General features: G+C 63.2%; 21 protein-coding genes and 1 pseudogene. 8 read left to right on the forward strand and 14 right to left on the reverse strand.

The features are described from left to right. From ACFQ36_RS03410 to ACFQ36_RS03435, 6 genes are all read right to left on the reverse strand, one after another. On the reverse strand, positions 1-187 hold a 187-nt coding region (locus tag ACFQ36_RS03410; protein WP_377010639.1), incomplete at its 3' end, for a transposase. Between the two features lie 506 nt (positions 188-693). After that, positions 694-2,607, reverse strand: a complete 1,914-nt coding sequence (locus tag ACFQ36_RS03415; RefSeq protein WP_377010641.1) for a hypothetical protein — start codon at positions 2,605-2,607, stop codon at positions 694-696. Continuing rightward, positions 2,604-3,413 carry a hypothetical protein gene (locus tag ACFQ36_RS03420; RefSeq protein WP_377010643.1) on the reverse strand — a complete coding sequence of 270 codons (810 nt, stop codon included), beginning with the start codon at positions 3,411-3,413 and terminating at the stop codon, positions 2,604-2,606. Before ACFQ36_RS03420 ends, ACFQ36_RS03415 begins: the two co-directional genes overlap by 4 nt. A 22-nt stretch (positions 3,414-3,435) precedes the next feature. Beyond that, positions 3,436-4,014, reverse strand: coding sequence for a hypothetical protein (locus tag ACFQ36_RS03425; protein WP_377010646.1), 579 nt, complete (start codon positions 4,012-4,014; stop codon positions 3,436-3,438). A 615-nt stretch (positions 4,015-4,629) separates the two neighbouring features. Then, the gene (locus ACFQ36_RS03430; protein WP_377010648.1) at positions 4,630-4,887 is read right to left on the reverse strand and encodes a hypothetical protein; all 258 of its coding nucleotides are present in this window, start codon (positions 4,885-4,887) and stop codon (positions 4,630-4,632) included. Positions 4,888-4,977: 90 nt separating this feature from the next. After that, positions 4,978-5,592 (reverse strand): hypothetical protein, encoded by a 615-nt coding sequence (locus ACFQ36_RS03435; protein ID WP_377010650.1) that lies wholly within the window; start codon positions 5,590-5,592, stop codon positions 4,978-4,980. A gap of 204 nt (positions 5,593-5,796) precedes the next feature. Here ACFQ36_RS03435 and ACFQ36_RS03440 point away from each other — a divergent pair, with 204 nt between their 5' ends. From ACFQ36_RS03440 to ACFQ36_RS03460, 5 genes are all read left to right on the forward strand, one after another. Continuing rightward, complete coding sequence (locus tag ACFQ36_RS03440; protein ID WP_377010652.1) at positions 5,797-6,561, forward strand: SHOCT domain-containing protein; 765 nt, start codon at positions 5,797-5,799, stop codon at positions 6,559-6,561. Positions 6,562-6,710: 149 nt separating this feature from the next. Then, positions 6,711-8,885 carry an AAA family ATPase gene (locus tag ACFQ36_RS03445; RefSeq protein ID WP_377010654.1) on the forward strand — a complete coding sequence of 725 codons (2,175 nt, stop codon included), beginning with the start codon at positions 6,711-6,713 and terminating at the stop codon, positions 8,883-8,885. 2 nt (positions 8,886-8,887) lie between these two features. Further along, positions 8,888-10,102 carry an McrC family protein gene (locus tag ACFQ36_RS03450; protein WP_377010656.1) on the forward strand — a complete coding sequence of 405 codons (1,215 nt, stop codon included), beginning with the start codon at positions 8,888-8,890 and terminating at the stop codon, positions 10,100-10,102. A 61-nt stretch (positions 10,103-10,163) separates the two neighbouring features. Continuing rightward, positions 10,164-11,069 (forward strand): hypothetical protein, encoded by a 906-nt coding sequence (locus ACFQ36_RS03455; protein WP_377010658.1) that lies wholly within the window; start codon positions 10,164-10,166, stop codon positions 11,067-11,069. A 143-nt stretch (positions 11,070-11,212) separates the two neighbouring features. Continuing rightward, positions 11,213-12,493 carry a hypothetical protein gene (locus tag ACFQ36_RS03460; protein ID WP_377010660.1) on the forward strand — a complete coding sequence of 427 codons (1,281 nt, stop codon included), beginning with the start codon at positions 11,213-11,215 and terminating at the stop codon, positions 12,491-12,493. 49 nt (positions 12,494-12,542) lie between these two features. Here the strand turns inward: ACFQ36_RS03460 and ACFQ36_RS03465 are convergent, their stop codons facing one another. The 5 genes from ACFQ36_RS03465 to ACFQ36_RS03485 form a co-directional block, all read right to left on the reverse strand. Then, complete coding sequence (locus ACFQ36_RS03465; RefSeq protein WP_377010662.1) at positions 12,543-13,901, reverse strand: AAA family ATPase; 1,359 nt, start codon at positions 13,899-13,901, stop codon at positions 12,543-12,545. Positions 13,902-13,960: 59 nt separating this feature from the next. Then, positions 13,961-15,517 carry a hypothetical protein gene (locus ACFQ36_RS03470; protein WP_377010664.1) on the reverse strand — a complete coding sequence of 519 codons (1,557 nt, stop codon included), beginning with the start codon at positions 15,515-15,517 and terminating at the stop codon, positions 13,961-13,963. Then, positions 15,518-16,699, reverse strand: a complete 1,182-nt coding sequence (locus ACFQ36_RS03475) for a hypothetical protein (RefSeq protein ID WP_377010666.1) — start codon at positions 16,697-16,699, stop codon at positions 15,518-15,520. After that, entirely contained in the window at positions 16,699-17,592 is an 894-nt protein-coding gene (locus tag ACFQ36_RS03480) for a hypothetical protein (RefSeq protein WP_377010668.1), read from the reverse strand. Before ACFQ36_RS03480 ends, ACFQ36_RS03475 begins: the two co-directional genes overlap by 1 nt. A 619-nt stretch (positions 17,593-18,211) precedes the next feature. Further along, positions 18,212-18,511, reverse strand: coding sequence for a hypothetical protein (locus tag ACFQ36_RS03485; RefSeq protein ID WP_377010670.1), 300 nt, complete (start codon positions 18,509-18,511; stop codon positions 18,212-18,214). Between the two features lie 456 nt (positions 18,512-18,967). Between ACFQ36_RS03485 and ACFQ36_RS03490 the strand changes: the two genes are divergently transcribed. Next, positions 18,968-19,717: a helix-turn-helix domain-containing protein gene (locus ACFQ36_RS03490; RefSeq protein ID WP_377010672.1), complete on the forward strand. Its 750-nt coding sequence runs from the start codon at positions 18,968-18,970 to the stop codon at positions 19,715-19,717. 166 nt (positions 19,718-19,883) lie between these two features. Continuing rightward, positions 19,884-20,119, forward strand: a pseudogene (locus tag ACFQ36_RS03495) (cytochrome c oxidase subunit 4); the annotation flags it as partial. Positions 20,120-20,501: 382 nt separating this feature from the next. On the opposite strand, the gene ACFQ36_RS03500 reads toward ACFQ36_RS03495, so the two are convergent. After that, the gene (locus ACFQ36_RS03500; protein ID WP_377010674.1) at positions 20,502-21,962 is read right to left on the reverse strand and encodes a hypothetical protein; all 1,461 of its coding nucleotides are present in this window, start codon (positions 21,960-21,962) and stop codon (positions 20,502-20,504) included. Further along, positions 21,955-22,926 (reverse strand): hypothetical protein, encoded by a 972-nt coding sequence (locus ACFQ36_RS03505; protein ID WP_377010676.1) that lies wholly within the window; start codon positions 22,924-22,926, stop codon positions 21,955-21,957. Before ACFQ36_RS03505 ends, ACFQ36_RS03500 begins: the two co-directional genes overlap by 8 nt. Before the next feature lie 423 nt (positions 22,927-23,349). Here ACFQ36_RS03505 and ACFQ36_RS03510 point away from each other — a divergent pair, with 423 nt between their 5' ends. Further along, entirely contained in the window at positions 23,350-23,961 is a 612-nt protein-coding gene (locus tag ACFQ36_RS03510) for a hypothetical protein (protein ID WP_377010678.1), read from the forward strand. Positions 23,962-24,445: 484 nt separating this feature from the next. Here ACFQ36_RS03510 and ACFQ36_RS03515 read toward each other — a convergent pair whose 3' ends face one another. Then, positions 24,446-24,907: an SRPBCC family protein gene (locus ACFQ36_RS03515; RefSeq protein WP_377010680.1), complete on the reverse strand. Its 462-nt coding sequence runs from the start codon at positions 24,905-24,907 to the stop codon at positions 24,446-24,448. Between the last annotated feature and the right edge of the window lie 132 nt (positions 24,908-25,039).

Here is a 25,039-nt window from a genome sequence, read left to right on the forward strand (position 1 = left end):
AGTTTGGCCGCTTCCTTCTCCGTCGTCCCCGGCACGACGCCGTCCTCGATGTCGGCCTTCCTCGCCAGGTATGCAGGACCGCCTCGGAGATGCCGAGGTCCTTGGCGATCTGCGCCGGCGGGGCCCCGTGCTTCCGGGCGACCGCGACGACGTCGCGCCGGAACTCGGCAGGGTAGGGCTTGGGCACAGGAACATCCTTCCTGCAAGGAATGAATCCTCACCAGTCAGGAGTCAACCGAACCGGGGGCAGTCCCGTAAGGATGAGGATTACATGTTCGGGTATTCCTGGGAGGAACTCGAAGCCGCGCCTTAATGTGGCAGGTGGCTGCTGGACGCAGCTGCCGTAGTGTCGGAGCAGAGGCCAAACACTGCCACAGTCAGCCCGCGCTCATCGGCGCCCTGTTTGCGATCGCGCCAATGCTGCGCGAAGCCGTCTGTGCCGACCAGCGGAATGGTGCCGGTAGATGAACCCGCTACGTTCGGGAACATCAGATCTTCGACCGCAGCGTCCACGAGTTGCGCTGTCAGCACGCGATACGTCGTGTACTTCCCCGGACGATAGGGACATACCGGGCGTCGGCGAGGCGATGGCATGCTCACGGCTGAGCTTTACGGTAGCTGCATCTGGAGCCGCCATGAGAGGGCGCAGCCCGGCGAAGACGCCGAGGATCCGGTCCGCATTGACCGGGGTTCTTAGCTAACTGTTGTGCCGCTCCAGAAGTGCAGTGACATCAGCGCGATTGGCCATGACATGATCAAGTTCCGCGCCCCACTCAATGTCTGTATCGCCCACCAGCCAGTAGCCCTCCACGGAACGACGAACAGCAGGCCTGTCCTGGTGCGGGCCAGCAGCCCCGTTTCGATGTCAATGACATATTTCGGGAACAGGATATGAACGCCCTTCGACGGACGTACTTTTATCGGTGTGTTGGGCGTCCCGGGGCCAAGGTGGCCTGTCCATGGTCCGATGGCGGTAGCGACGTCGCGCGCTCGGATGGAGCACTGCTGGCTGGTTTCGGTGTCGGTCGCCCGGACTCCCGCCACCTGCCCGCCTGAGAGGATGACCTTGCCAAATCTTACCCTGTCGCGTGCATCGACCGGCGCAGAGCTCTTGCGGTCGGGTCGGGTCGACGGGTTTCTCAGCGCGGCGACGTCTTCGTGGATTTGGGAGAGCTGGACTGCGAATGCGTCGAGATAGCGCAGATCGTCACCAAGAAGGTCATCGCGCGTTCTGATCCGTATGCCGCCGCCTGCGCGCCCCGCCGTCGGGCGTATGCGGAGCCGTTCCGGCACGGAAGCAGGCACGGTCGGGCCGATCGCGGGAAGCGCGCGGTCACTGACCATCCAATTCAGCCGCAGCAGCGCACTGTCCCGTACGCCGCCCGCTGGAAAGGTTGCGCTGGTATGCCCGGCGCTGATTGTCCCTATCGGTGTCCACGCCTCATTGAGTGGGTTATTGGTGTAGTGGACCTCCACGGAGAACGGGACCGGATAGGCCAGCTCGACCCCTAACTCATTTCCGGACAGCGCCGCGCTTAGGAGCTGGGGCAGAGTGGATTCTGCGCTCTCTGACTCCCGTGACCCGATTCGTACCGCTGGAACATCTGTGATGTTCTCCAGACGTACGCATTGACCGGGGTCGAGCTGAGGATCGGGCCACAACGGTTCGTCAATGGTTGTGAGGATCCCGAGTTCGACGTTGCCGCCGCGCCCTACCGTGTTGAGCATGGCGGCGGCCGACAGATTTGCGCTCCCGGTCAGGGCCTGGCGGTGTGGTCCGCGACGCCATTCGACCAATTTCGCGTGGCGGTATCGCCGCGAGTTGTCGGCCACTATGGTCAGGCCCTTCTGGCCGCTGAGAACCGTTGCCAGCGCGTGGGGTTCGACCACGGTTAGTCCGGGCTGGACCACGAGGGTGAACTTTGGGGTTGGGAAGTGTTCCACCAACGCACGAACCGCGCTTGCGTGGTCGTCGATGAACGGTGCGCACAGGGTTAGCTCGTCGACTGGCCCCGCGGGCAGCTGCGATAGGACAGATTGGTCTAGGTTGGTGATCAGCTGTACTCCGTCGTCAACCGGGAAGAAGTGTCCGAGCGTGGCGCGGAGCCGGGCTGCGACCCGGTTCAGCGCGTCAGCATGGTCAGAGGCGAGACGCACGGTACGGGGCAATAGTTCGAGCCATCCGGCTAGTGCGAACAGGGCCTGTGGCGCGTGCCCGTCTTCGGCGCGGAGGACACTCCACAATTCGGAGTTGTGCTGCCACCCTCCCATCGTGAGATTGCCCGACCCGACCAGGGCCAAAACCCGGTCCTTTCCAACCAGGAGGGCTAGTTTCGGGTGGAAGGCGCCACGATGCGCCGCGAGGCCAACGAGGTATTCGGTGCCGGCACCCTTCATGGTGAGCGGGTCGGGGTGCCATATTCCGGCATCCGCGATGACCGTCACCCGTGCCCCCATGGACCGGCACAGGCCCAGGATGCCGCGCTCGAGGAACGCCACGTCAGCGTTGAATGTCAGAAACAGCGCTTCTTCGACATCCCAGTCCCCGCTTGCCTCCAATGTACGGAATAGCGTCTGCACGTTCAGGGGGGTAGCCGCCGTGCTCAAAGGTCGTGGCCGTTCTGCGCGAGCGTCCATCGGTCGGTTGCGTTCGCTGAGTCAGCACGCACACGCTTCACCATGCCGAGGCCGCACATGACCTGGGTGAGTTGATCCCAGCGCAGTGACACCGGTCCCCCTCCTTCATTGGTTTCCCGGAAGGCGTAGCCGTCCCGCACGCTCAGTCTCGTCGGAACCCGCCATCGTCCGTTCGTGAAGGTTGATTTACTCAGGGCGACGCGTTGAGACCGGGCCAGGAGCACGTCCGTGAGCTCGACGGCGACATCACGTACCGAATGATCGTTCCGCCGGTCGATGAAGTCCTTCATCCATGTGGGGGTCAGTTCGAAGTTTCGCCGTTCACGTTCGTTGCTTTCGAAGTACGGGCCCACGTGCTCGGAGAGCCGGCCGACACGGTCGGCTCCGATGATGATCCAGGCGAGGTTTTTCGCTCCAGTTCCCAACGAGTCCAGTGCCGGATCGTACTCGGCGTCGACCAGCCCGTCTCCAACCGTCCCTGGCGGAAGGTCTTGTCGAAAGCTTGAGAGCTTCTGGTCCGGCAGTTGGTCCGACAGTGCATTCTGCAACCGAACGAGTGGCACGGCTCCAGTCATTTGGTCATTGACGAGCCAGCGCCAGAGGTCCCGCCATGCCCAGGTGTACCAGCGTCTCAGGACCACTCCCCGCCATGCAGGGACAATCTCCAACCTGCGCAATTGATCGTCGGTGTCGGTTTGTTGGTCCGCGATGAGCTTTCGACTCAGCTCAATGGATAAGTTGCCCGGCTCATACATCTCTATGAGACGGCACAGCATGAGGGCCGTCTGTGACCGCCGGCTACGGGGGGGCAGCCTCACCCATAAGCTGGTTGGGAAACATGAGCGACCGCAACCAGCCGCGTTCCCGTGCATCCCGGCCGCACAGGCAAAGGCTCGAGTAGTCCTCGAGCACGTCGCAAGGGATGGAGTCCTTGAGGGCGAGGTCGAGAAGACCCTCGAACGCGGATTCCAAGCGTCGTGCGTCAGCGTTTGGCCCCGGATGCAACAGTTCGCCGCCTGGCGTGACCAGCCCGAGCAGCCGTTCGCTTGCCAGGTAGGGTCCGAGGAATCCCCGCTTCGCCTGAGCATAAGAGCGGGCGGCGGCAAGCTTGGCGACATTCAGTTCGCCATCGCTCATCGAGGCCGAAATAATGTCCTGGCCGTGGGCCTGTGCCATGCCGCGGTGCTCGTCGGGGAAACGGCGGGCGTGGAGGATTGAAACCGCGGCAAATACGACTTCGCAGCGTCGCAAGGTGTCCACCGGAGCCAGGTCGTCGCGTGCGGACAGCACGGTTGCCACGTATGCGTGCAACGAGTAGTAACGCGCATGCGGGGTCACCGTCGTCACCCCGGGCAGCAGTTCCTCCACACGGCGCATCGGATAGCCCTCGACAGCAAGAGGGAACCTTCCGGTATCCCGACTGTTGTCACGTGCCGACCACTGTGGAGCGTCACTACTCATTTCGCCTCCCCGGTTTGAAGCTGGTTCTGCCCGAGACCTAATACCCACACGGCATTACCCTCGGGATGTACCGCGGTCCTGATTGCGGCCCGCAAATCGGTGATGTTAGCTCAGGTGTGTCGACAAAATCCCAGATAGCCCCCCACCGAAAATGAGTCCGGCAGCCAATCCCCCACAGACCGAGACCCAAGTCATGCCAACCCTAGAGAAGGTCAAGGGTTGAGCCCAGGGCGACATATTGCACCCAAGGGAGGTCGCCCGGCCTTGATGAGATCGGCAGGTTTCCTGCACGAGCTCTCTACGCGCCGTACATGGCGAGGGTCGCTGCCATGTCAGCGACGTATCGAGCCGCGTCGGGAACTTCCTTGAAAGTCCAGGAATAGTGAGCCGACCAAGCCGAATTAGTGTGGTTGAAGCAGAAGGCGAAGCCGTTTTTCGGTGGAAAGTAGAAGCTGACGTACGGGTCGCCGTCGGTCTTCTTCTGCCCCGGCCGCATGACATACAGCTTGGGACCCTTGAACAGGCGCCCGCTTATAGTGGCGACATGCCGTCAAGTTTCCGAGGCAGCACCCATCCTGTCTCTTTCTGTTGAAAGGACGCGGATCGGCGGTGCGCGAGTAGCCCCGTGGCTCCAAGGTCTTCGTAGTAGCCAATCGGGATGGGAGCAATTCCCAGTCGGCCCATGCGGTCCTTGAAGTCGGCCATAAGGGCGGCTGATCGGTAGGCCGCTTCCATAGTGGCCTGCTCCGCTTCGTGATGGCGCTGCAGCGCCTGATCGAGTTCATTCACGCCAGTCATCTCCGAACAGTACTCGTCGCTATACAGTTAGTCCGCCCCATCAATGAACGAGGTGACTCTGGCTGGTGCCTGTCGTTCATTTCAGACTGTTGCAGGCTTTTTGCCGGGGTACTTCCATACCCAAGAGGCACCGTTGGATTCGTACGCCACTTCTCCCTTGGGCGTTGTTACGTCCAAGATGATGATTCCGGAAGCCTTTTCACCTTTGCCGATGTAGTCCGGCAATTCCTTGGCCTCGTGAGCGAAGCAATTGATGGTCACCTCGGTGTTGATCTTGTTCATCCGGGTCCCGTTGGACGCGTAGCCCTTCCAGTTGTCAGGGGTGAAGCTGATGAATCCTGGCTGTCCGTCGACAGTGAGCGGGCCAACGAAATCAGCGGACGTCTTGACTTCCAATGCGACGGCGATCGTCATCCCGTTGGGCTTGGGCGCCTGGTCTCCGCAGTCGATTGGCTTAATGGAGGTGACCTTAAAAATCAGGTCATCGGTCTTGCCGTCCTCTGAGGACCAGCCGCCTGTCTCCCCAATCTTCTTGATGATCTGGCCGCGCTCGTTCAGCGCCGGCCCTGGCGGTGTCGGGGTTTCGGCAGGTGCCGCCGGTTCCACGTCCAACGTGGGTGCGGCTGACGGCTGCGGTGAGCATCCCGTGACCAAGAGTGCGGTTGCGGCCAGGGCGGCTAGGGCTGTTCTCTTCAATTTTTCCTCAAAGGACTGAGCTGGTGTGAATGGCTCCACTCATCATATGGCCCGGTGCCAGCGTGGCTGGGCAGTGTTCGGTCGTGTCTGAAACAGACGAGAAAACGGGCTTCTTTCCAACGCGCCTTCGGCATACTTCACCGCCTCGCCTCCTATAATCCTGATGGCGCAGGGAACGTCCTGCCGGATCTAGTTGGGGGAAACATGAATGACACTGCCAACGGTTGGCTGCTCATTATCGTTTTTGGAGGAATCTTCGTAGCCTGGCTCTTTTCACAGAGTGCCAAGGCCAAAAAGAACAGGGAAAAGTTCGCTGCGCAGACGTCCAAACTCAAGGACTTCACGGCCAGCGTGAAGCGCCAGGCGGGCACGCACTGGGTGGCCATCGATGAGAAACGCGGCAAGCTGCTCATTTCCCCGGTCGGCTCGGACTCTCACCGCATGTTCGATGCGGCCAAAATTATCTCCGTCGAGGTACATGAGAACGGCCAGTCGGTGTTGAAATCAGGCCGCGGCAAACAGGCGGCCAAGGCGGCTGTAAGCTTCATGACCGCGTCTCCGTTGCCGCTGATTACGGGCGGGCCGAAGGCCAAGCCCTACACGGTTGAAGAGGTCAAGCGCGTGGAGCTTCGGATTGTGGTCGACGGGTCCGTTCCGACGCATGATATTCGTCTGCTGGAGGTTCCTGCCGCGCGCGACAGCAGCCTCTACAAGGCCGCGGACGAAAACGCACGATTCCTGCATGCCAAGATCACGGCGCTGATCAAGCGGGCGGAGGAAGACAAACGCCAGGAACTCCATGGCGTGATCAGTGATGCGGGCCGACCAGGAGCCGACGAGAACGCCATGCCTGAAACACGCCCAACCAGTGTTGCGGACGAACTGGCGAAACTCGCGTCACTCAGGGACTCGGGAATTCTCACCGAGGATGAATTTGCCGCCCAGAAAGCGCGTCTGCTTCACAGCTAGGCGCACGGTGCCGGCACCACCGCAAGCTAGGCCGGCGTGCCCCTGTCGGGGCGGGCTATTCCCTGCGGCGATGTGGGCGTCGCTGCTACACAACCCATGTTGCTCGGGCACCGAAGAGGTTAGTCAGGGCATAAGAATAGGAGAAACACGTGTCACGGACAGCTGCAACGAGTGAAAATGCCGCTGCGCGGATCCGGGCAGCATTGCAGTTGCTCCGGGAGCACCGGGACGGCATCGGCAATGTCGACGGCCGCAGCGGGATCTTTGCCCGGGTCCGTGAACTCGTGCCCTTCAACGATCATGAGTCGGTCGTGCTGGCCGGAAATACGCCGCGCGGCGACAAGAATTTTTCCTTCGACAGCAGCGGCCTCGTAACGGCAGGCTGGATTACTAAGAACAACGGGACCTGGCGGATCACCGATGCCGGTGTCGCCGCCCTCGAAGAGTTTTCCGATCCCGGGGAACTTAGAAGAGCCCTCCGCCGCGTACTGGACGCCGAACGCAGGAATCGGAAGGCAAACCGTGCCGAGGCGCTCCGCAGCACCCTGGTATCGCGCAGCCCGGATGAAGACCTGATCCGCGAGGCGGCGCAACTGTTCACCGAACGCGGCCTGCGTGACGGAGAATCCGTCTTCTCCCCCGGACGTACGGTCTGGACCAGGGAATGCTTCGAGGAACTGAAGACGGCTTTCATCGATGCACCCGACGAATCGGACAGGCAGTTCCGGGACAAGCTGCCGGTCCAGATGCAGCAGGTCTCCGACGACGCCCGACTGCTCATGGCCGAAATGATCGCCTGGCAATTCCTGCCCATCCACAAGACCTCGATCGGAAAGCGCGCCAAGGAAGCCCGGGTTGAGATCGCACTGAACGCCATGGACCACCCGGTTCAGGTGCCCGAACCCATCGCCCAGGCCTTCGCCACCGGAGTGGCCAAACCCGGCAGGACGATGGTCAACGACCAGTACTGGGCGGTGGTCTTCCTGCTGAACCTTCTTGGATCGTGGCTCGAGCGGACGCCGGAGGATCAGGAGGAACTGCTGGATGATCCGTGGGCCTGGAAGGAATTCGTGCTGTCCGTGCCCGGAAATTCCATCCCGACCCAGCGCAACGCGGCCATGTATCTGGTTCATCCGGACTCGTTCATCAACTTTTTCTCCGTCCAGAAAAAACAGCAGATCCGTGACGCCTTCATCGGGGAGATCCCCCAATCCCATGGAGATGTGGACCGGGACCTTTTTGACATCTCCCTGGCACTGCAGCAGAAAGCCGGCACCCACGTAGACTTCTACGAAGACCCCTACAAGTCACAGTGGGACATATCAGGTGGTCCATTGGCCGCTACTTCCCCCGGCCCTGTCCCCGGCCCGGAGGAAGATGAAGAACCTGCTGATCCACAACGCGTCCGGGCGCCCTTCCCCGGAGTCTCCCACAGCCTGGCACAGAAAGTCTTTATGGACACTGTCTGGCTGCAGAAGCAGCTGGACCTGCTGGAGAGGCGCAGGCAGGTCATCTTCTACGGTCCTCCCGGCACCGGGAAGACCTTTTTGGCGATGGCCATGGCAGACCATGTCACAGGCGGTGAAAAGTACACCCAGCTCGTCCAGTTCCATCCCAGCTACAGCTACGAGGACTTTTTCGAAGGCTACCGGCCGATCACGGACCAGAACGGGCACCTGAGCTACCACCTGAAGGACGGCCCGCTGCGCCGCATGGTCAACGAGGCACTGGCCAACCCGGAATACAACTACGTCCTGGTCATCGATGAAATCAACCGCGGCAACCTGGCCAAAATCTTCGGCGAGCTCTACTTCCTGCTGGAATACCGCCACCGCAAGATCAGCCTCCAATACAGCGAGGAGCCGTTCGAGCTGCCGGAGAACCTGTTCATCATTGGCACCATGAACACCTCCGACCGATCCATTGCCCTCATGGATGCGGCCATGCGCCGCCGCTTCGCATTTGTGGAACTTCACCCCGACTCCGAGCCCGTCTCCCGGGTCCTGCCTGGCTGGCTGGCCGCGAACGACAGCGGTCCTGAACCGGCGGCACTGCTCCAGCAGCTCAACAAACTCATCGATGATCCGGACTTCCGGATCGGTCCTTCATACCTCATGCCCAAAGACGGCAGGCTGGATGAGCAGACCCTGCAGCAGGTCTGGGAGCATGAGATCCTGCCGCTGCTGGAAGAACACCACTACGGCCAAGGGGTCCAGGTGGCCACGCGCTACGGTCTGCCCGCCCTGCGCTCCGTCCTCGCCCGTCAGGCGATACCGGATCTGCCCCGGCGAGAAACCGGGGAGCCGGACCTGCAGAACGCCTAACCGTGCAGCACATCGTTCTGCAGGAGAGCCAACCGGCTGAACTCCTCACCCTGCCCTACGACGTCGCCGTGACCCTGGCGGATCTGGATGTCGCCACCTTCAAACCGCAACCGGGCGGACTGTGGCGGATCGAAGCCGTGCGCAAGGTCGGCGTCGTACGAGTGGCAGACACCCAGGTGGAGATCCAGCCGAAGGTGCCCGTGGGTCGGCTGTTCTTCATGATGGGCTACGCCCTCCGTCGGGGTTTCTGGCTGGATCACGATATTCAGGTTGACGAAGACCGCTCCCTACTGCCGGCCGTCGCCCATGCGTTCCTCACCCAGAGCGCACGGGCAATCAGCCGCGGACTGCTCCGGGGCTACCGTACAATCGACGAGTCCGCTCCTGTTGTCCGGGGACGCCCGGACATCACCGCGCAGATCACCCGGCGGGGCGGCCTCCCCCTGCCCGCGGAAATCATCGTCGACGAATACACCGCCAACATTCCCGAGAACAGGATTCTGCTCTCTGCCGCCCGGACACTCCTGTCCATGCCGTCCCTAGACAACGGTGACAGAAGCAGCCTCCGGCAGATGCTCACCCGGTTCGACGACGTAGACGCCGTGCCGGCGGGCGCGCCCCTGCCACATGTCAGCTTCACCAGACTCAACGCCCATTACCTCAATGCCCTCGAGCTGGCCTCTCTGATCCTCCGCTACGCCTCCGTCGAACACCTCTCCGGCACGGTGACCGCCACCGCTTACCTGTTCGACATGTGGCAGATTTTCGAGGACTTCCTCTCCACCGCCCTCAAGACCTCCTTGGAACGCATCGGCGGAACCGGCGAACTGCAACGGAGCGGAGAATTCCTGGACCACGGCAACCGCATCGCCCTCCGTCCGGACATCGTCTGGACCGAGAACAACAGCGTGCGCGCGGTAATGGATGCCAAATACAAGTCCGTGAAGTACAGCCGTGTCCCCAACTCTGACGTGTACCAGATGCTGGCCTACTGCACCCGGTATGGCCTATCCGACGGACACCTGATCTACGCCAGCGGCGAAGAAGAACCATGCGTCCATCAGATCCGCACTACGGACATACGTATCCACTGCCACGCCATTGACCTCTCACTGCGCCCGAAAGAACTCATGGCAGCGATCGATGCGCTGTCCGCCCGGATCAAAAATATTTCATGCGCCTTTGACAGCGAGACCATGCACATTCGCCGGATCTGAGGGGAAGTCATCCGGTCGTCGTATCCGTTCACGTTTGCGAACCCTTCACACAAGGACTCCCATGCCCATCGACACGCCAAAACTCAAAATCACCGATGAGCTGAAAATCGCAGCTCGCCAGGCCGGTGTTGAAATAGCCCGCAGTCACCATGCCAGTCCCGTCGCCCCGGTGGGATCGCCCACTAGGAAACAACTGCTGCACACCGAATGTGCGCGCTGGGCGCAATCACACAAAGACCAGATACCTGTTCCCCAGGCATCACCAGGCTGTCTCGTTCTAATTGTCGGGTGCGTGCTTCTTGGAGTGGCTGGACAGCTGGGCGGGAGCGGTGCCTGGGTCGGCGTCATAGGCTTCGCCATTGGTCTTGTGGGCGCCAACATGACCTACAACCAGATAGTCGGCGTCAAAAGCCCCAACTACGTTGCCGAACAGGTTCGGATCACAGTGGCCGAGGTGGCCGGGATTGCGTTAGACAGTGCGCTTTCCCATGACCGCCAATGGCAGGCAGCAAGGCAGATTAGCCGCAGCGCCTCTCCTCTAATCGGGGCCAGCGAATCTACACCAGACAGTCGAACGCCAATCTCCCCTTCCAAACATGAAGTACCGGATAGCAGGGACGCACGAAGCCGCCTGGATGGATGGCTGGAAGCCGCTGGAATTGACCCCACGAATGCCGAAGCAACAACCCTGGATTCTTCCATGCCTCGTCCTGCACCGCTGAACGGTGCCAAACACTATCTTGTCTACATCAATGACCAAGCACGGCGCATGGATCTGAACAGATACTTCAAACTGGCAGCGCTGTGCACCTTGTCCGCCCGTCAAGGCGTCATCTTTTCGTCCTCAGGATTCACTGACAATGTTAAAGACCAGGCCGATCGGGACAGCATGATGCTTTTTGGCGTCACCGGATTTGATCCGAGCCTGGAACCGCTTTCCATGGCCGCGACAGAAGTCATGAAATAACGTCCGGACCGCCAGGCACATGGGCCTGCATTTCTCATCTGCCGTCGTACAGCCGCAGTATCCGGCATAGCACGCGGCACGTTCTTGCGGATCTCAAGTCCGCGAAGGCCACGAGGACATATCTCTGCCGTTAGAGTGAACCGGTGCCCATCTACAACCAGCAGCCCCGCCCCCGTGTCCTCTTCGAAGCCGTACCCGAGGAGATTTTCGAAGAGCTAGCAGCGCTTGTTCCTACTGCCCACTCCGTCAAGGAGGGCGAGGAGGTACATGACACCGAATACGATCTCGTTGTCACCCGGTCGACGTCGGCATATACGCGCGACGCCAGTGTTCATGTGTTGTCCTTTGGCGCAGACGTCCTCGACCCGGTCCTCCTCGAGGACTTCCGACCAGTCCTTCCCCCACAGTACGTCTTTCGGAACCAGCGGACTCTGGCCATGGAGGCGTCGATACCCTCGGACGTCGACGGCGAGCTGAGGAAGTTGCTTGAGCGCACGGTCGTGGCAACCATCCCGGTCGGAGAAAAGTACGCGTGGACGATTCCCGATGACGGCGCATCCCGGGCGTTTCCCCTGGTCGAACTGGGTGCGGAGAAATCACCTTATGCACTCATGTGGGAGAGAGAAGAAGCAGAAGGATCGGCTTTGGTTCTGGCGCTCCCCGCAGAAGCCACAGAGTATCGGGCGTGGCTTGCTTGGTTTCTGCAACATCTCCATGAAGTCGACCCGAAGACCTTCCCCGGCGACGTTGACTGGGCGTCATCCCGCGCCTGGGCCACGGCGCGGACGGCACCCATACACGGCGAGTTGGGGCGGGTGCAGGAGAGAAAAGCGGAACTGCTCGCCCAGATCGAGCAGCAGGAACGCGACGCACAGGATGCCTTGGACAGGGCATTGAAGGAAGACGCCGTTGGTCTCCAGCGGCTCCTCACCGCCGACGGGGACGAACTGGAAGAGGCCGTCCACGATGCCCTGGCCGTGCTGGGGTTCTCGGTCCAGCAAATGGACGATCATCACGACGCCACCACGAAGGCCAAGCTCGAAGACCTCCGGGTGAAGGACCCGGACGAAGAGGGCTGGATCTGTCTCGTGGAGATCAAGGGGTACTCGAAGGGTGCGAAGACCAATGATGTAAACCAGATCGTCGGCAGGCCGATGCGCGCCTATATCGCGGAAACGCGGAGCGAGCCCTCCACTGTCTGGCACGTCGTCAACACCGAACGGGGAACTGATCCCACAGCTCGTCGCAAGGCCATCCCGAATGACGTTGATCTGGAGCTTCTCACGGACGCCAACGGTGCGCTGATCGATACCCGGCAGCTGTTCCTGGCCGTCCGCGACGTGCAGCTCGGCCGCCAGGAGGCGTCCGCTATTCGCAAGGACTTGCGGATTGCACGCACACGGTGGGACTACAGGGTGGTTTAAGGCGCCGCCGCTGGGCTGGACCCCCAGCTGGCAAAGCAGTAATGCGCTTTCAGGCCGCGATGCGGTGCGGCGCCAGTTTTTCGAGGACCGTTAGGTTTGCCTCCCACCCGTCGATGTTGTGCCGCTCGCCAAGCCACAACTTGTCGGGCTGCGGGTACGTGCTCAGCTGCTCGCGCAGGCCTCCTCGGGTGACGACAACGCATGCCTGTCGGTGCCGGGAGAGGAGCACGCATAGGCGGCCGGCGTCGATGTGGAAAGTTCCGGCGGCGCGCCGGCCTGAGAGCGGGTGCCAGGCGATAACCAGGTCGTACTCGCGTCCCTGCAGCCGATTGGCCGTGTCGACCACGACCGTGCCGGCTGGCACCCCGAGTGGGGCGAGGGCGCGGGTCAGCAGGGTCTGAACCTCATTGCGTTGCGCCCGGTGGACCACGCCGACGGCAATCCGGTGCGGCTCGAGCGGGTGGATACCGCGTTGCTCGTCGGTGCAGCGGCCATGCGCGTTCAGCGCGCGGGTGACGAGCGAGGTGATGGCCGCAACCGCTCCGGGGTCGTGGTGGGGCATGTGCGCCTCGGGCAGCTCGAGCAGCGCCCATCCGGAGGTGCTGGCCTGCCCAAGCGCCGCGTCGATGCTGTCGTTGGCGCCGAGCCGGCTAAACCTCAGCCGGCGGGCACCGGGCAGGGTGCCGGCGCTGAACTGCTGGCGGTAAAAAGCGGGACTGACGACATCCACAGCTGCGGGAGTGAGTCGCCAGGACACCGGCAGGGTAACCAAGCGTGTGGCGTCTCCGACGGTCGTGTACAGGGTGTTCGCGGCGCAGTCCAGCGGGCTCGCGTCTATGCCGCGCACTAGCGTCTCATCGCCGCTGCTCCACGGGGATAACTGTCCGGGGTCGCCGACGGCCACGAATGCGTCAAACTTCGCTCCGACGCTCATCAGCTCGTGACTGGACACTTGGTACGCCTCGTCGATGATCGCGTACGACCAGTGCGCGTGCGCAGTGACGAACGCCCACTTCTTGATGGGCGCGACCAGTACGGCGCAGTCGGCGAGAGCGCCCACGTCGCTGCTGCAGCGGATTCCGGGGTCCGCTTGCAGGTCGTCGGGCGGGCGGTAGCCGCTTCTGCTAGCGTGCAGCCGGCCGACCGTTCGGCCTGTGCCGGCCAGGCGGGCTGCGAGGCTGCGCACCAGGTCGTCGGCTTGGTCGTTGGTTTGGGTAATAATCGGCACCTGATCGCCGTGCTCGCGGGTGCGTACGTCAGCGACGGTGACAACGAGCGTCGACTTACCGGCGCCCGGGGGGCTGTCGACCAGGATGAGCCGCCAGCCGCTACTGCGCATGTGCGTAAGTACCTCGTCGACTGCGGCGGCGGAAGAGGCAGCGGCCTCCGGATCGATCATCGGCGGCATGGCTGGGGCAGCTGTCTGGGGTGAGCGGTGGGGACGGGAGCGGGTCATCAGGTCACCTTCTAGGTCTGGGCGGTATCCGTCGCGGCCAGTGGGGCGTTAGTCCGGTCAGCCGTGCCTGACAGGCCAGCGGTGACGCGGGTAGGGATGGTCGGGCCGCCGGTCTCGGCGTTGGGGTCAGCCGGCGGGGTCGGGACCTGGTGGGTCCAGGGGATCTCATCGGGCAGGGTCGACGGGAAATACGGTGCCCGGCCGTACGGAGTGAAGACGGCCACCGTGCCGACGGCGGGCAGCTGGGCCGGGGCCGGCTGCCCGCGGCCCATGCCTCCGGCCAGCTGCAGGGTGACTTCGCCGGTGTGCTCGTCGACCTCGATGACCTCGGCGGCGGTGTCCGGCTGGTCGTACCGGAACAGTGCCGCTCCGGCGGCGCGCGGGTACGGCGGGTCCGGGCGCAGACGCAGCAGAGGTCGGTAGGCGCGCCCGACCCGGTTGGTCGGGTCAACGAAGGTGACGCGCCCGGACAGCGCCTCGCCGTCAGCGAGCAGCTCGTCCATGACGGCAGGGTCGTCGAGGGCCTGCTGGCGGGCGTACTCGGCGGTGTCGGTTTCGCTGCGCTGCAGCAGCCGGGAGGCGCCGAGGGGGTCGAGCAGTCGCCGGAAGTGGCGGGTACCGCTGGTGACCGAGTCCAGGTGCCAGGCCCAGGTCTTACAGTCATCTGCGTGGCGGGACGCGGTGTGTCCTGCGGGCGGCAGGCTGCGTGCGACTTCGACTGCGGCGAAGCACTTCTGGTAGGCGGGCAACAGCACATTGTGCATCGCAAGGCGCATCTGCTCGCTGGCGTCGTGCGGATCGGCGCCAGCGTCGACGGCGGCCCTCCAGGCATCGATCGCCGGGTACAGCTGGTCGTCGAATGCGGCATCAGGCTCCGGGCCCGCTGGCGGGAGGCTCTCGGCCGCCCGGGCGGCCTCGCGGCCCGTTAAGCCCTCCGGCGGGCTGATCCAGGCCAGCATGGTGTGTAGGTTTTCCGTTTCGCCGGGCAGCTGAGCCGTAGTCCAATGCTGGCTCAGCAGTTCGCTGGCCGGGACGAGCAGGTGCGATAGCGGGGTGCGCGCGGAGTGTGCGAAGGCCGTCAGGTGTGCACCAAGGATGGGCAGCAGCGGGTCTACGCCCTGCTCGTCGGGCCGCAGGTAGCGCAGGCTGCGGCCGAGGACGTCTCCAAGCCAGGTGGTGGTCGCCCGGTTAGGCGTGATGATCTGGGGGCAGTCGTCGACGGTTTCAACCCGCCGTTCGGTGCCGCGCTGCGGCCCGCCGCGCCGGACGGATGTTTCGGTGCGGATCGCACTGAATTGCTCGAGGTAGCCCATGATGTCGGTGGCAGCCCGGGCCAGTTCGGCGAAGCGCAAGTCGCGGTTGAGCGGATTGCCCATCGCGATGACACGGGGGGCGTCCGGCTCGGTGCCGTATAGCAGTCCGACGATCGCACCCGGCTCATTGGCCAGGTGCAGCGCACAGATGATCAGCGGCTGCTTGGACAGGTACGTGTGGCAGACGGTACGCGCAGGCAAGGCTAGGCCGGTCTGGGCGGCCCGGAGCGAGTCGTACAGGCGGAGGCTGTTCACTTAGCTCACCGCCCGGCTGCGCACCGCGACGGCCCGCTGCAGGTGCTCGGCCAGCGCTTCTTCGGCCTCGTCATCGGGAGCACGGTCGCCGTGCGCGAGGGCCAGCGCAGTGCCGATCGAGGTGACGTTGCCGCAGGCGGTGCTGACAGTGCTGCCGAGCTGTGCGACAGCACCGGTGCGGACGGTCTCCTCGCGGCAGAAGCGGAACGCCGGACACGCCAGGCATCCATCACTGAAGTGCGCGGGCAGGGCGCTGAAGGCGGTCGCGACGGCTGGTCGGATAGCTTTCAGTTCGGCGTCGGTCGCCTTCGTGGGGTGAGGAAGCCGAGGCAGGGCGAGCCCGGGGGGCAGCAAAGCGGCGAGCTGGACGTCGCTGGGGCGGTCTGCAAGTTGCTGGCGCAGGCGGTTGACCCGGGTGGTCAGGTCAATGACGTTCGCGACGGGGTTGAGTCCGAAGTTTTCGGGCAGCACCAGCAGGCCCCGCATCGACACCACGTCAGGGTCAAAGCCGTCGTCGACCACGGTGTCAATGAGGCTGAGAACGTATACGGCGGATTGCCGGGCGGCGGCGTCGGCCTTGCCCGGGTCGGCGCGGCCGTCGAGCTTCGGGAAGCTCTTTACCTCGATGATACTGATAGTGCCATCGGTGACGACCGCGAGGGCGTCCTGCTCGAGATAGGCCATCCGGCTGCCGACCTGCAAGGTGGTCATTGCGTGCCGCAGCAGCACCGCGGCACTGGGGTCACCAGACAGCATCCGGATCAAATGCTGGCGGGTCAAGGTGGCACGGAGGCTGTTGTTGGCGCGCCCATGGTCGGCGCGGACCTGTTGGGCGGACAGATCGACAACCCGGACCTGGGAGATGTCCAGGCCCAGATGAGCGCGCAGCAAGGCGAGCAGTTCCGCGCAGCCATTGGCCATGACGCGCTCTTCAAACGTATTGCCGCGGGAGAAGGCGTGCTGCGCCTGCTCGCCACGGGGGCATCCAAGCACTGGTGCGATGGTGTCGAGCCCGATGCCGGCGGCATCGAACACGGCCCGGCGGAGGCAACCAGGCATTTCCAAGGTTGCGGTGATGCCGCGCGCGGTGAGCGCGCCGGGTGGGTTCGGGCCGCGGAAGGCGTCCAGCGGGCTGGGCGGCGGCGCCGAAGCGCCTGTGCGGTTCCGGCTGCGTGTCGGCATCAGGCCTCCTTGTGGTTACGGTTGGTGATCACGGTCGGCTTGTGACCGAACAGCCGCTCGGCCGGATCCTGGAGCTGGGTCCGCGCCCGGTCCGCAGCAGCATTTCGCTCGTCCGCGTCGGCTGTTTCGATGACGGCGAGTTCGGCTGAGGCTGCCTGCACGATGCGGTCCAAGTCGAGCAGCACGTGCGACGGCTCGAGTGCGTCCGGGATCGTGCGGGCCAGCTTGCGCAACAGCAGGTCCATCCGCTGTCCCGTGCTGTCGGTCTTTGACTGCCTGGCGATCGCTGAGCGCGCGGCGCCGTCGCGGGTGAGTGCGATAACGGTATGCAGGAAGTCCACCCGCGATGAGGCGGGTGCGATCAGACGCAGGGGTAATGGCCAGGCGGATGAGGCCAGGACTCCGCGCACGGGGGTAAAGCGGTCGTAGGTCAGGGCCGGGACCACGTATGTCGGTCGGCTGGCCGTGGAGCGGAAACTGCGTTCTTCGTCTCTGCGGAGGCTGGCCAGCCGGGCGCCCGGCAGGCGGTAGTCGTCTCGGGCTCGGGCTAGGTCGGTAAGTAGCTGTACCGACGTGGGGCGACCGGTCAGGTGAAGATAGTCCAGCACCGCCTCGCGCAGGGGCCGTTCGCTGGCGTCGGGTTCGGCGGACGGCCGTTCAGCATTGCCTTTGGTTAAAGCTGGCGGTTGCGGCTGATCGAGGGTATGAGGCGCCGCAGGCCGGTCACCGGCTGTGGCGCGTTCCAATAAGTGCATCCGGCGCACGTCGAGTTCGGCGAGCTCGGCATGCAACGCACGAGCACTATCCAAATCACCGCGCCCGAGTGCCTGCCCGAGGCGGGCGTTGAGCACGTCAATCTGCCGCTGCACGGCTATCAGTTCCTCGTTTTCCATGATTCGCACAACCTACCACGAAGTTCCATGAAGTTCCATGGTTGCAATCATCAAATGGGAGTCGAATTTTAGCTACGACCGAGGAGTAAGTCACCGTTGGCGTCATCCCAGCCTTCACCACCCATCCCCCAACCCCATGGATTCACCCAGGACGCAGGCACGGCTTCATGCAACGCCATGACCAGGCCTGCCCGCACGCTCTCGAGTTCAAGGTGACCGAAACCTTGCATTCCCCCGTGAACAACGCCGCTTCATCCAGCACCGCCAGAACCTGAGCATCCGTGAAGATTCCCAAGAAAGCGGCGATTGGGAAAATTCTCCGGACGGAGGTGACCGCCGTGTTCGCGCTGGCTATTGGCCTCTTAGTCGAAGAGACCTTGGATGTAGGCCTGGAGGTGCCCCACAGCGGCTCCGCCGGCACAGGTCAGCGGAGTCACGGGACGCCACCTCCCGGCGGTGCCGGTTCAACAGCCCTGCCCCTGCCGAGCGTGGTGGAACGAGGTCTGCAGTGTCAACAGTGTCGGCGGCCAGAACGATGCGGCCGACCAGCCAGGCACGGTTGGCTGGCGGCACCTGGTCCAGCCACGGCAGTGGCGCATGCCGCTGTCGGGCCCGCGTGTCACTCGAGGCTGAACCTGCGCAGGTGGGCCAGGAGTTGATTGATTGTGACGAGCCCGTCTCGTAGGTCGCGATAACCCTGCTCAACCAGGTCCGGGTCGACTCCGGCGGCGCGCGCCTGCTCGCGCCGCGTGGCTAGGTCGGTCTCGGTTCGCAGGAGCCGGGCGAGCGACTCGGCGTCCCGGCGCCGTAGGTGGGCAGCGCCCTCCTGCTGGCCGAGTCGGAAGAGTAGTACTGCGGCAGCGGGGCCGCCGACGCCGATGGCTCCGGCAGCAAGGTAATAGAGGATTGCGATGGGCATGACGGACCTCTCAGGCGGCGGCCGGGACGGGGATGCCGTGCCCGGTTGTGTAGGCGTGGACAGCGGGGTTGACACGGTTGGCTGCACTTTGCGCCGCCGTCAGCGCAGTGCCCGCCGCGATCAGAGATCGGTTGGCTTCGTCGGGACCGGAGGGGCACTCCCACCACCGCAGGTCCCGAGCAGCCAGCTCGGCGGCGTGGCGAAAGAGCGTGCGGCGCTGTGCAACTATCAGCAGGTGGTGCACAGAAGCGGCCAGCGCAAGGGCTCCTTGACCGCACGCCGAAGCTTGGGGCGCTGGCCATCTCTCCCTAAGCAGTGCGGGGAGGTTGTCCAAACCGGCGAGGAGGGCGGAGCGGGAGGATGTGGGTACAGGTTCGATAGAGGAATAGAAGATCATGTTTCATAGGCTGACACAGCCTCGATGCGCCGCGCAAGAGGATCTTGTATTCTTTTCTTGTGAGCGATGATGAGGACACCAAGTACGAGGGCCCATGGCAGGTGGCAGCGGGGACGCAGGGCAACCACCGCTTCGGCGCCTTGCTCAAGGACATGCGCAAACGGAGCGGCCTCAGCCCACAGCAACTTGCCGATCAGGCGGACGTGCATGTGTCGTTTGTCCGCGGAATCGAGCGCGGTGCGCAGGCGCCGTCGGTGGCGACGGCCCGGCCGCTGCTTGCGTGCATGAAGGAGCAAGAGCGGATCCAGTGGATGGACACTGGTCCGTACGACCTGCTGATCCGCGACCTGCAGAGCGAACGCGAGGTTGCCTTCGAGTTCAAGGCGAAGGTGAAGGGCCAGAACCGACGCACCGAAGTTGATCCGTTGATGGCGCTAGCCAAGGCGCTAGCCGAGGCCGGCCAGAACCTGCGCACCGACATCGATCCGGCCCTCAGGGCCGGGGTCGCGTTGATTACGCTAGTCGGGCAGAAGGTGCGCACCGATGTTGATCCGGCCATCGGGGTCGGGGCCATTTTGAAGCTAGCCGAGGGGATGCAGCAGACGCTGCCGCCGGTAGCCATGACCGGCGAGCCGCGTGCCGATGTCGTCCGGCATGCCGGCGACGAGCAACTCTGGTCGTCCGCACCTGCTGACGACGACCGGTTTGGCAGAGTGGTCCGTCTTCTCGCGGCAGCTGATGAGGAGCTTCTGGGTCGAGTCGAGAGCCTGCTGCGCGATGATCTGGGACCCAGGCAGCCCGGGACCTAGGAGGACGCGCTGGGAACGTGCCTGTCAGCGCCGCCCAGTGCTGAACGGCGCGCTTTCAATGCCAGAGGTTCAGCTGGCGTACCGCCGCCCGACCAGGGACTCGTGGTAGACGTAGGCCGACGCCGGAGCGAAACTAACGATCCATTCCAAGGACGAGTAGATTCTCTTCACGTCCCGGCGCGTCGGGCCGCGCCCGGAGGACCGCCTGGACGCGGAGATCCACGAGGGTGCCGGCGAGCAGGGGCACTTCAGCCCCTGGTGGCCGATTACGCTGTCGGGGCCGCCGCGACCGGCTTCCCGGGCCCGGCCGCGGGCTGGTGGATCGTCTACATCGGCGCCGGCTTCGCTACGGTCTCCATCATCGGCTGGGTGTACGAGTACAGCCGCGGACTGCATGCCCACTATGCAGGTAGCCCGCAGGTGATTCAGTGTCCATGCAACTGTTGTCATACTCACGGTTATTGGCGTTCATAGCATGCGAGTAGAAGCAGCTGCGAGAACTCCCGGGCCAAGACTGTATCCGCACTTCCGAAGGTCAACCCTCTCTTAGTACGTCATGTCACGAATACCTCAGCCTGCCCATCGGATCAGTGTCCAAACAAGCCCTGAACGACCTTGATGCAGCACTCACGCCATTCAGCCGTCTAACAACGAGTCCTCGTTTTCACTATGGGTTCAGGGACCCCGGCCCAAGTGATGAAGCAGGGAATGGCCCATGTCCCTACCAAACCGTCCGGAAGAGCTCAGCGGATTTCAATGTTGCCCGATGTTCTGAGGGAAGAAATTAGTCGAGGAAATAGGCGAGAACCTTCTCCTCGGAATCCAAAATCTCGTCTGTAGGCACACCGAATCCTCGTGCCAGCTCGGATGATCCAATGAGCGCGACATGCACGTCAGGCGAGAAGGCTCGTTCGAGCAATCCGAGATAGTCGGATATGCCCTGGTCCAACTTCTCTATGAGCTCCTGGTACTCGGCGGCGAGCTGCTCGTCGAGCACGCGCTGCTCGCCGAGGTAACGCTCGATCAGCTCGGCCTCTCGCTTCGAGAGGGACGATGCGACCGCCTTGTACATTATGGTTCCGACCGTGTTGCCAATAACTGCGCCGAGGACTGGAACCGGGATGAGCGCCTGGCCGACAAAAGAAGACAGAGCGCTCACGGCGGCCTCCAAGGCGACGAGCTCCGAGTTCTCGATGAACTCCAGCTCGTCGATTTCGCCACGGCGGAGCTTGTTCGCCTGCCCTGCAATACCGAAGGCGGCGGTGACAATCGAGCTGGCGACGGCTGCGGACGTGGCGGTGAAATTCGTCAGCGCGTAGATGCTAAAGCCTCGGACTCCGCCTTTGACGAAGCTGAAGCCGGTCTCGCCTGCGATGTCGAGCCAGTCCTGCTGGCTGAACTCTCTAAGCCGCTTTCCTTCCCGACTCTTGGCGACCACGGCCAGCACGAAAGCGGTCCCGCCCTCTATCACGGCGGCTGCAAGCGTGGCCTTCGCTCCTTCTTGCAGGCTTGGCAGGCTCTCTTCAAAGGCGTTGTCGCGCAGGGACTGGTCGGTGGAAAGGAGGGAGGTTTCCTCGGCCGCCATGGTCGACTCGTAGACGCCCCTCTGTACCTCGTGGTATTTGAGCGTCGATGGTTCGAGCGATTCAATACTGATCGATCCCTCTTTGAAGAACGCCTCGATCCATTGCCAGTCCCTGAAGGACGGTCCGCCGCCGCTGCGCGACAGAAGCTTTCCTGCTTCCTCGGGCGGCATAGAGTACAGCCTCTTGATCACCTCGAAGTGATCACTGGGGATCTGGTACTTCCCGCCGTTCTGCACGTAGTCGGGATACTTCTGGAGGTGCTCAGTGATTGCTCCTAGTGAGAAGCGGCCGCCTGCTGCGACGAACTTCTGCTGAATCTCCACGCCGCTGCGAATCAGGTCCACGGGCCCGTTGTCGTTCACCCACCGGTAGACGGGCTCTTGGCCGAGGATCTGTCTCCGGGCATTGCTGATACCCACCTCGGCGATTTCCGCGATGAAGCCGTGCATGCCGTGCTGCCCGCCGCGATTGGCGGTGACCACCTCGAGGTCGATCTTCTTGATAGCTTCATCAACACTGGTTAGTGCGTTCAAGAGGTTCTCGTCCTGCTGCCTGAACGAGCTCAGTAGGTGGTCAATGCGGAGTTGATTGAGATAGTTCACCCAGGAAGCGACCGCCTGCTCTTGGTTGCTCCTGACGAACTTCGTTATTTCATTCATCCGATGCGCCGCGCTCGATGCGCATGGCCAGCAGGGCTGCGCATGACTTCGTGTTGTTCACGAGGACTCCCAGCTTCTTCTGTTGGGAATCGGAGAGCGAAAGGAAGTCGGCACCAAAGTACACCAGTGCTTCGCCATAGCAGTTCATCAGCTCTATGCGAAGCGCGGTTGTCTTCCGAAGGAGCTCGTCGATTTGAGCATCTTCACCTTTGACCAAAGCGGTGTTTCGCTTCACCGCAGTGAGGGCCTCCTGCTTTGCCTCCCGATTCTCGAATTTTTTCTTGGCGAACAGCGCGATCGACGTGAGGAGGGAGGCTCCTGCGATAGTCCACCCGATGGGTCCGGCAAGCGCCAGCAGAGAGCCGCCTACAGCGGTACCCCCACCTCCGGCAGCCAGGGCGCCGCCTCCAAGCCACGCAAGAGCCGCGTTACTCGCAGCGGCTCCGGAGAGAGTTGAGATTGCAGTACCAGTCGACGCAGTGCCGAATGTGGTGGCGACCCACATCGCAGCCGTCGGCGCCACGCTCGCGACTGCAGCCCCCGCGGCCAACCCGGCGCCGGCGCCGGCAGCAGACTGCTGGGCAGCTTCGAGATCCTTCCGGGCGAACTCCTCCGCATCCAGGAACTCGGCTTTGTGGACTCCAATCTCACCGAAGGAGGTCTCGAACGACTTCGGGGTGTTGGAGATACTATTCACCAGCAGCTCGACGAGCTCGATCAGGTCCGCCGATCGTTCGCGCTGACGCAGGAGCGAAAGACCCTTGTCGTTCATCGCGGTGAAGGCGGCGTTGTACTCCGCAATAACCTCTTCGTAGGAGTCAGCCGCCTTCACGGCCAGTTTCCCGGCGGTGTCTCTGGCGGCTTCCTTAACGCTTCCAACCTGCTCGACGATCTGCGTCGAGGCATTTCGTAAAGTCTTGCCGATGCCCACTTTGATAGTGCTCACGTCGAGCTGTTCAACCATCGTTATCCCCCAACTCTATTGCGGTTCGCTCCCGAGACAAGATTATCGACTGCGGGTGACAACGTTCACGTGCTGGCCCTCGTGATCGCCGCGCGGGTCGCGCTTTCCGCATCGGCAAACCCGAACGACTACTTCTAAAAGAAGCACCGAATCAGGCCTTCCGGTGATCGAGCGGCCCGGCTCCTGATCAATGGATCTGTTGACTCCCGCCACACTGCCCCAGTCACATCAAAGGTTGATTTTCGTGCCTCTGAGATTAACGGAAGTGAGACATGTTGATGAGACAAGGCTCTCCTTCAAGAACCGCCCATCCTGCCCACGCTGCCTTTGCTGAGACACAACCGCCGGAGAATTCGGCAATGTATGTGCTTCTTAGCCGCCCTCTGCCTGCCCAAAACACGCCGATGGCCGTACCGTTCTGCCATGGCTGATGAAGCATGGATTGTTCCGCCCCCGGCATCTGCCATCGATGGCTCTGACCGTTTCATCGGCCTGGATGCAACCGTCGCTGACTTCTGGCGATTCGCGATGAGCGACCTGCGCATGAACAACGCTCGCGGCTACCTAGCCGAGTTCCTCGTAGCGAAGGCACTTGGCCTGCACGAGGTCAGCCGCGTGGAGTGGGACGCCTACGACCTGTTGCTCGATGGAATTCGGGTAGAGGTCAAGTCCTCGGCATACCTTCAGGCCTGGGAGCAGCGTCGGCCCAGCCGGATCGTATTCAGCGGACTGCAGGGGACCCGGTACCACCCCCGGCATGGTTATGACCCGGCCGGGAAAAGTCTGAACGCCCACGTATATGTCTTCTGTGTGCAGACAGCAATGACACACGCAGACTACCGGCCGCTCGATCTGGGCCAATGGACTTTCCACGTCCTGCCGAGGAGCATTCTGGAACGGCAGGGCTTCGCAAGCATCGGACTCGATGCAGTCATCCGACTCGCCAACGGCGCCACGCCATGGTCGGACCTACGAGCGGCTGTCCTGCAGGCCGCCGACGGCGAAGAAATCAACGAGTCGGACTGGTGGTCATAGCAGTAACCGAAGCGGGCCCACCGCATCAGCATTGTCTGCTCCTCATCCCGCAGTTGCAGCTATTTATAAGAAACGGGGCCGCACGGTCGAACTGATCGCCGGCCTCTTCTCACTCCCGTCACACTGAGGCCCGGCACCCATCGCGCCGCCGGCCTCGCCGGGATCCACCGATCAGTGTTGAACAGCAGAGCGCCGTTGCGTAAGCCGGTCCTCCAACGTTCCACTCCCCTATCGGGTCGGTCTGCCGGTAGGAAGTGCCCGGCCGACATAGTCACGGTTATCGTCACAGATACTAGGACTGCAGCGGTGATCCCGCCATACAGGCGCGAAAGCAGCAGGGCGGGGCGGTTAGGCAAAGGGCCTGTGCACCTTTCCGGCGGCGGGAGGGCACCGTGGCGCGAAGGGTCTTCGCCGTCTCGTCCAGGATGGCGTCATGGACCGCCAACGATTCGATCAGGTCCGGCACCGGGTCATCCGCCACCGGTCACCCCTCGGCGAGGGCAGCCAGCCGGTTGATCGAGGCCATCAGGGTGTCGCGCGTCGTGGCCCGGGCGCGCGCGAAGCGGGTCTCATCTGTGAGCCGGGTCCAGTCGTAGGTGTGCCGGACCAGCGTGGTGCCGTCGCGCGCCGGCTCGAGTTCCCACAGCCATCGGTGCCCACGCGGCTGCTCCCCGGCCGGCGCGGGGAGCCAGGCGATGCGCCGGCCCTCCTCGAACTCAACGACGTGGTTCTCCCGGTCCTGCCCGTTGGTCAGTCTCATGTGGAAGACGTCCCCCACGGCGGTGACCCGCTGGCCCGGTGCGGCCTGCGCCAGATTCTCGTTGCCGTCCCATTCGGGCTGGCGGGCGGGGTCGGCGATCAGGGTGAAGACGGCGTCGGCCGGCGCGGCGATCGTACGCTCCGCGGTGACGATGCGGTCGGAGGCGGCAGGCAGGGAGTCAACCATGGTCCCAGTCTGGCACAAACGGCTCAGCCCTCAGTATTCCCCGCCCCAGTTCCAGAGGTGGAGCACCGGCCCCGGGAAACGAGGTGCGCCCCTCGGGCGGAGGGGCACCGCTCGGATGTTGCCGGTTTCGGG

Origin of the sequence: Arthrobacter sp. GCM10027362 (assembly GCF_042679445.1) — a bacterium.
Classification (GTDB): Bacteria; Actinomycetota; Actinomycetes; order Actinomycetales; family Micrococcaceae; genus Crystallibacter.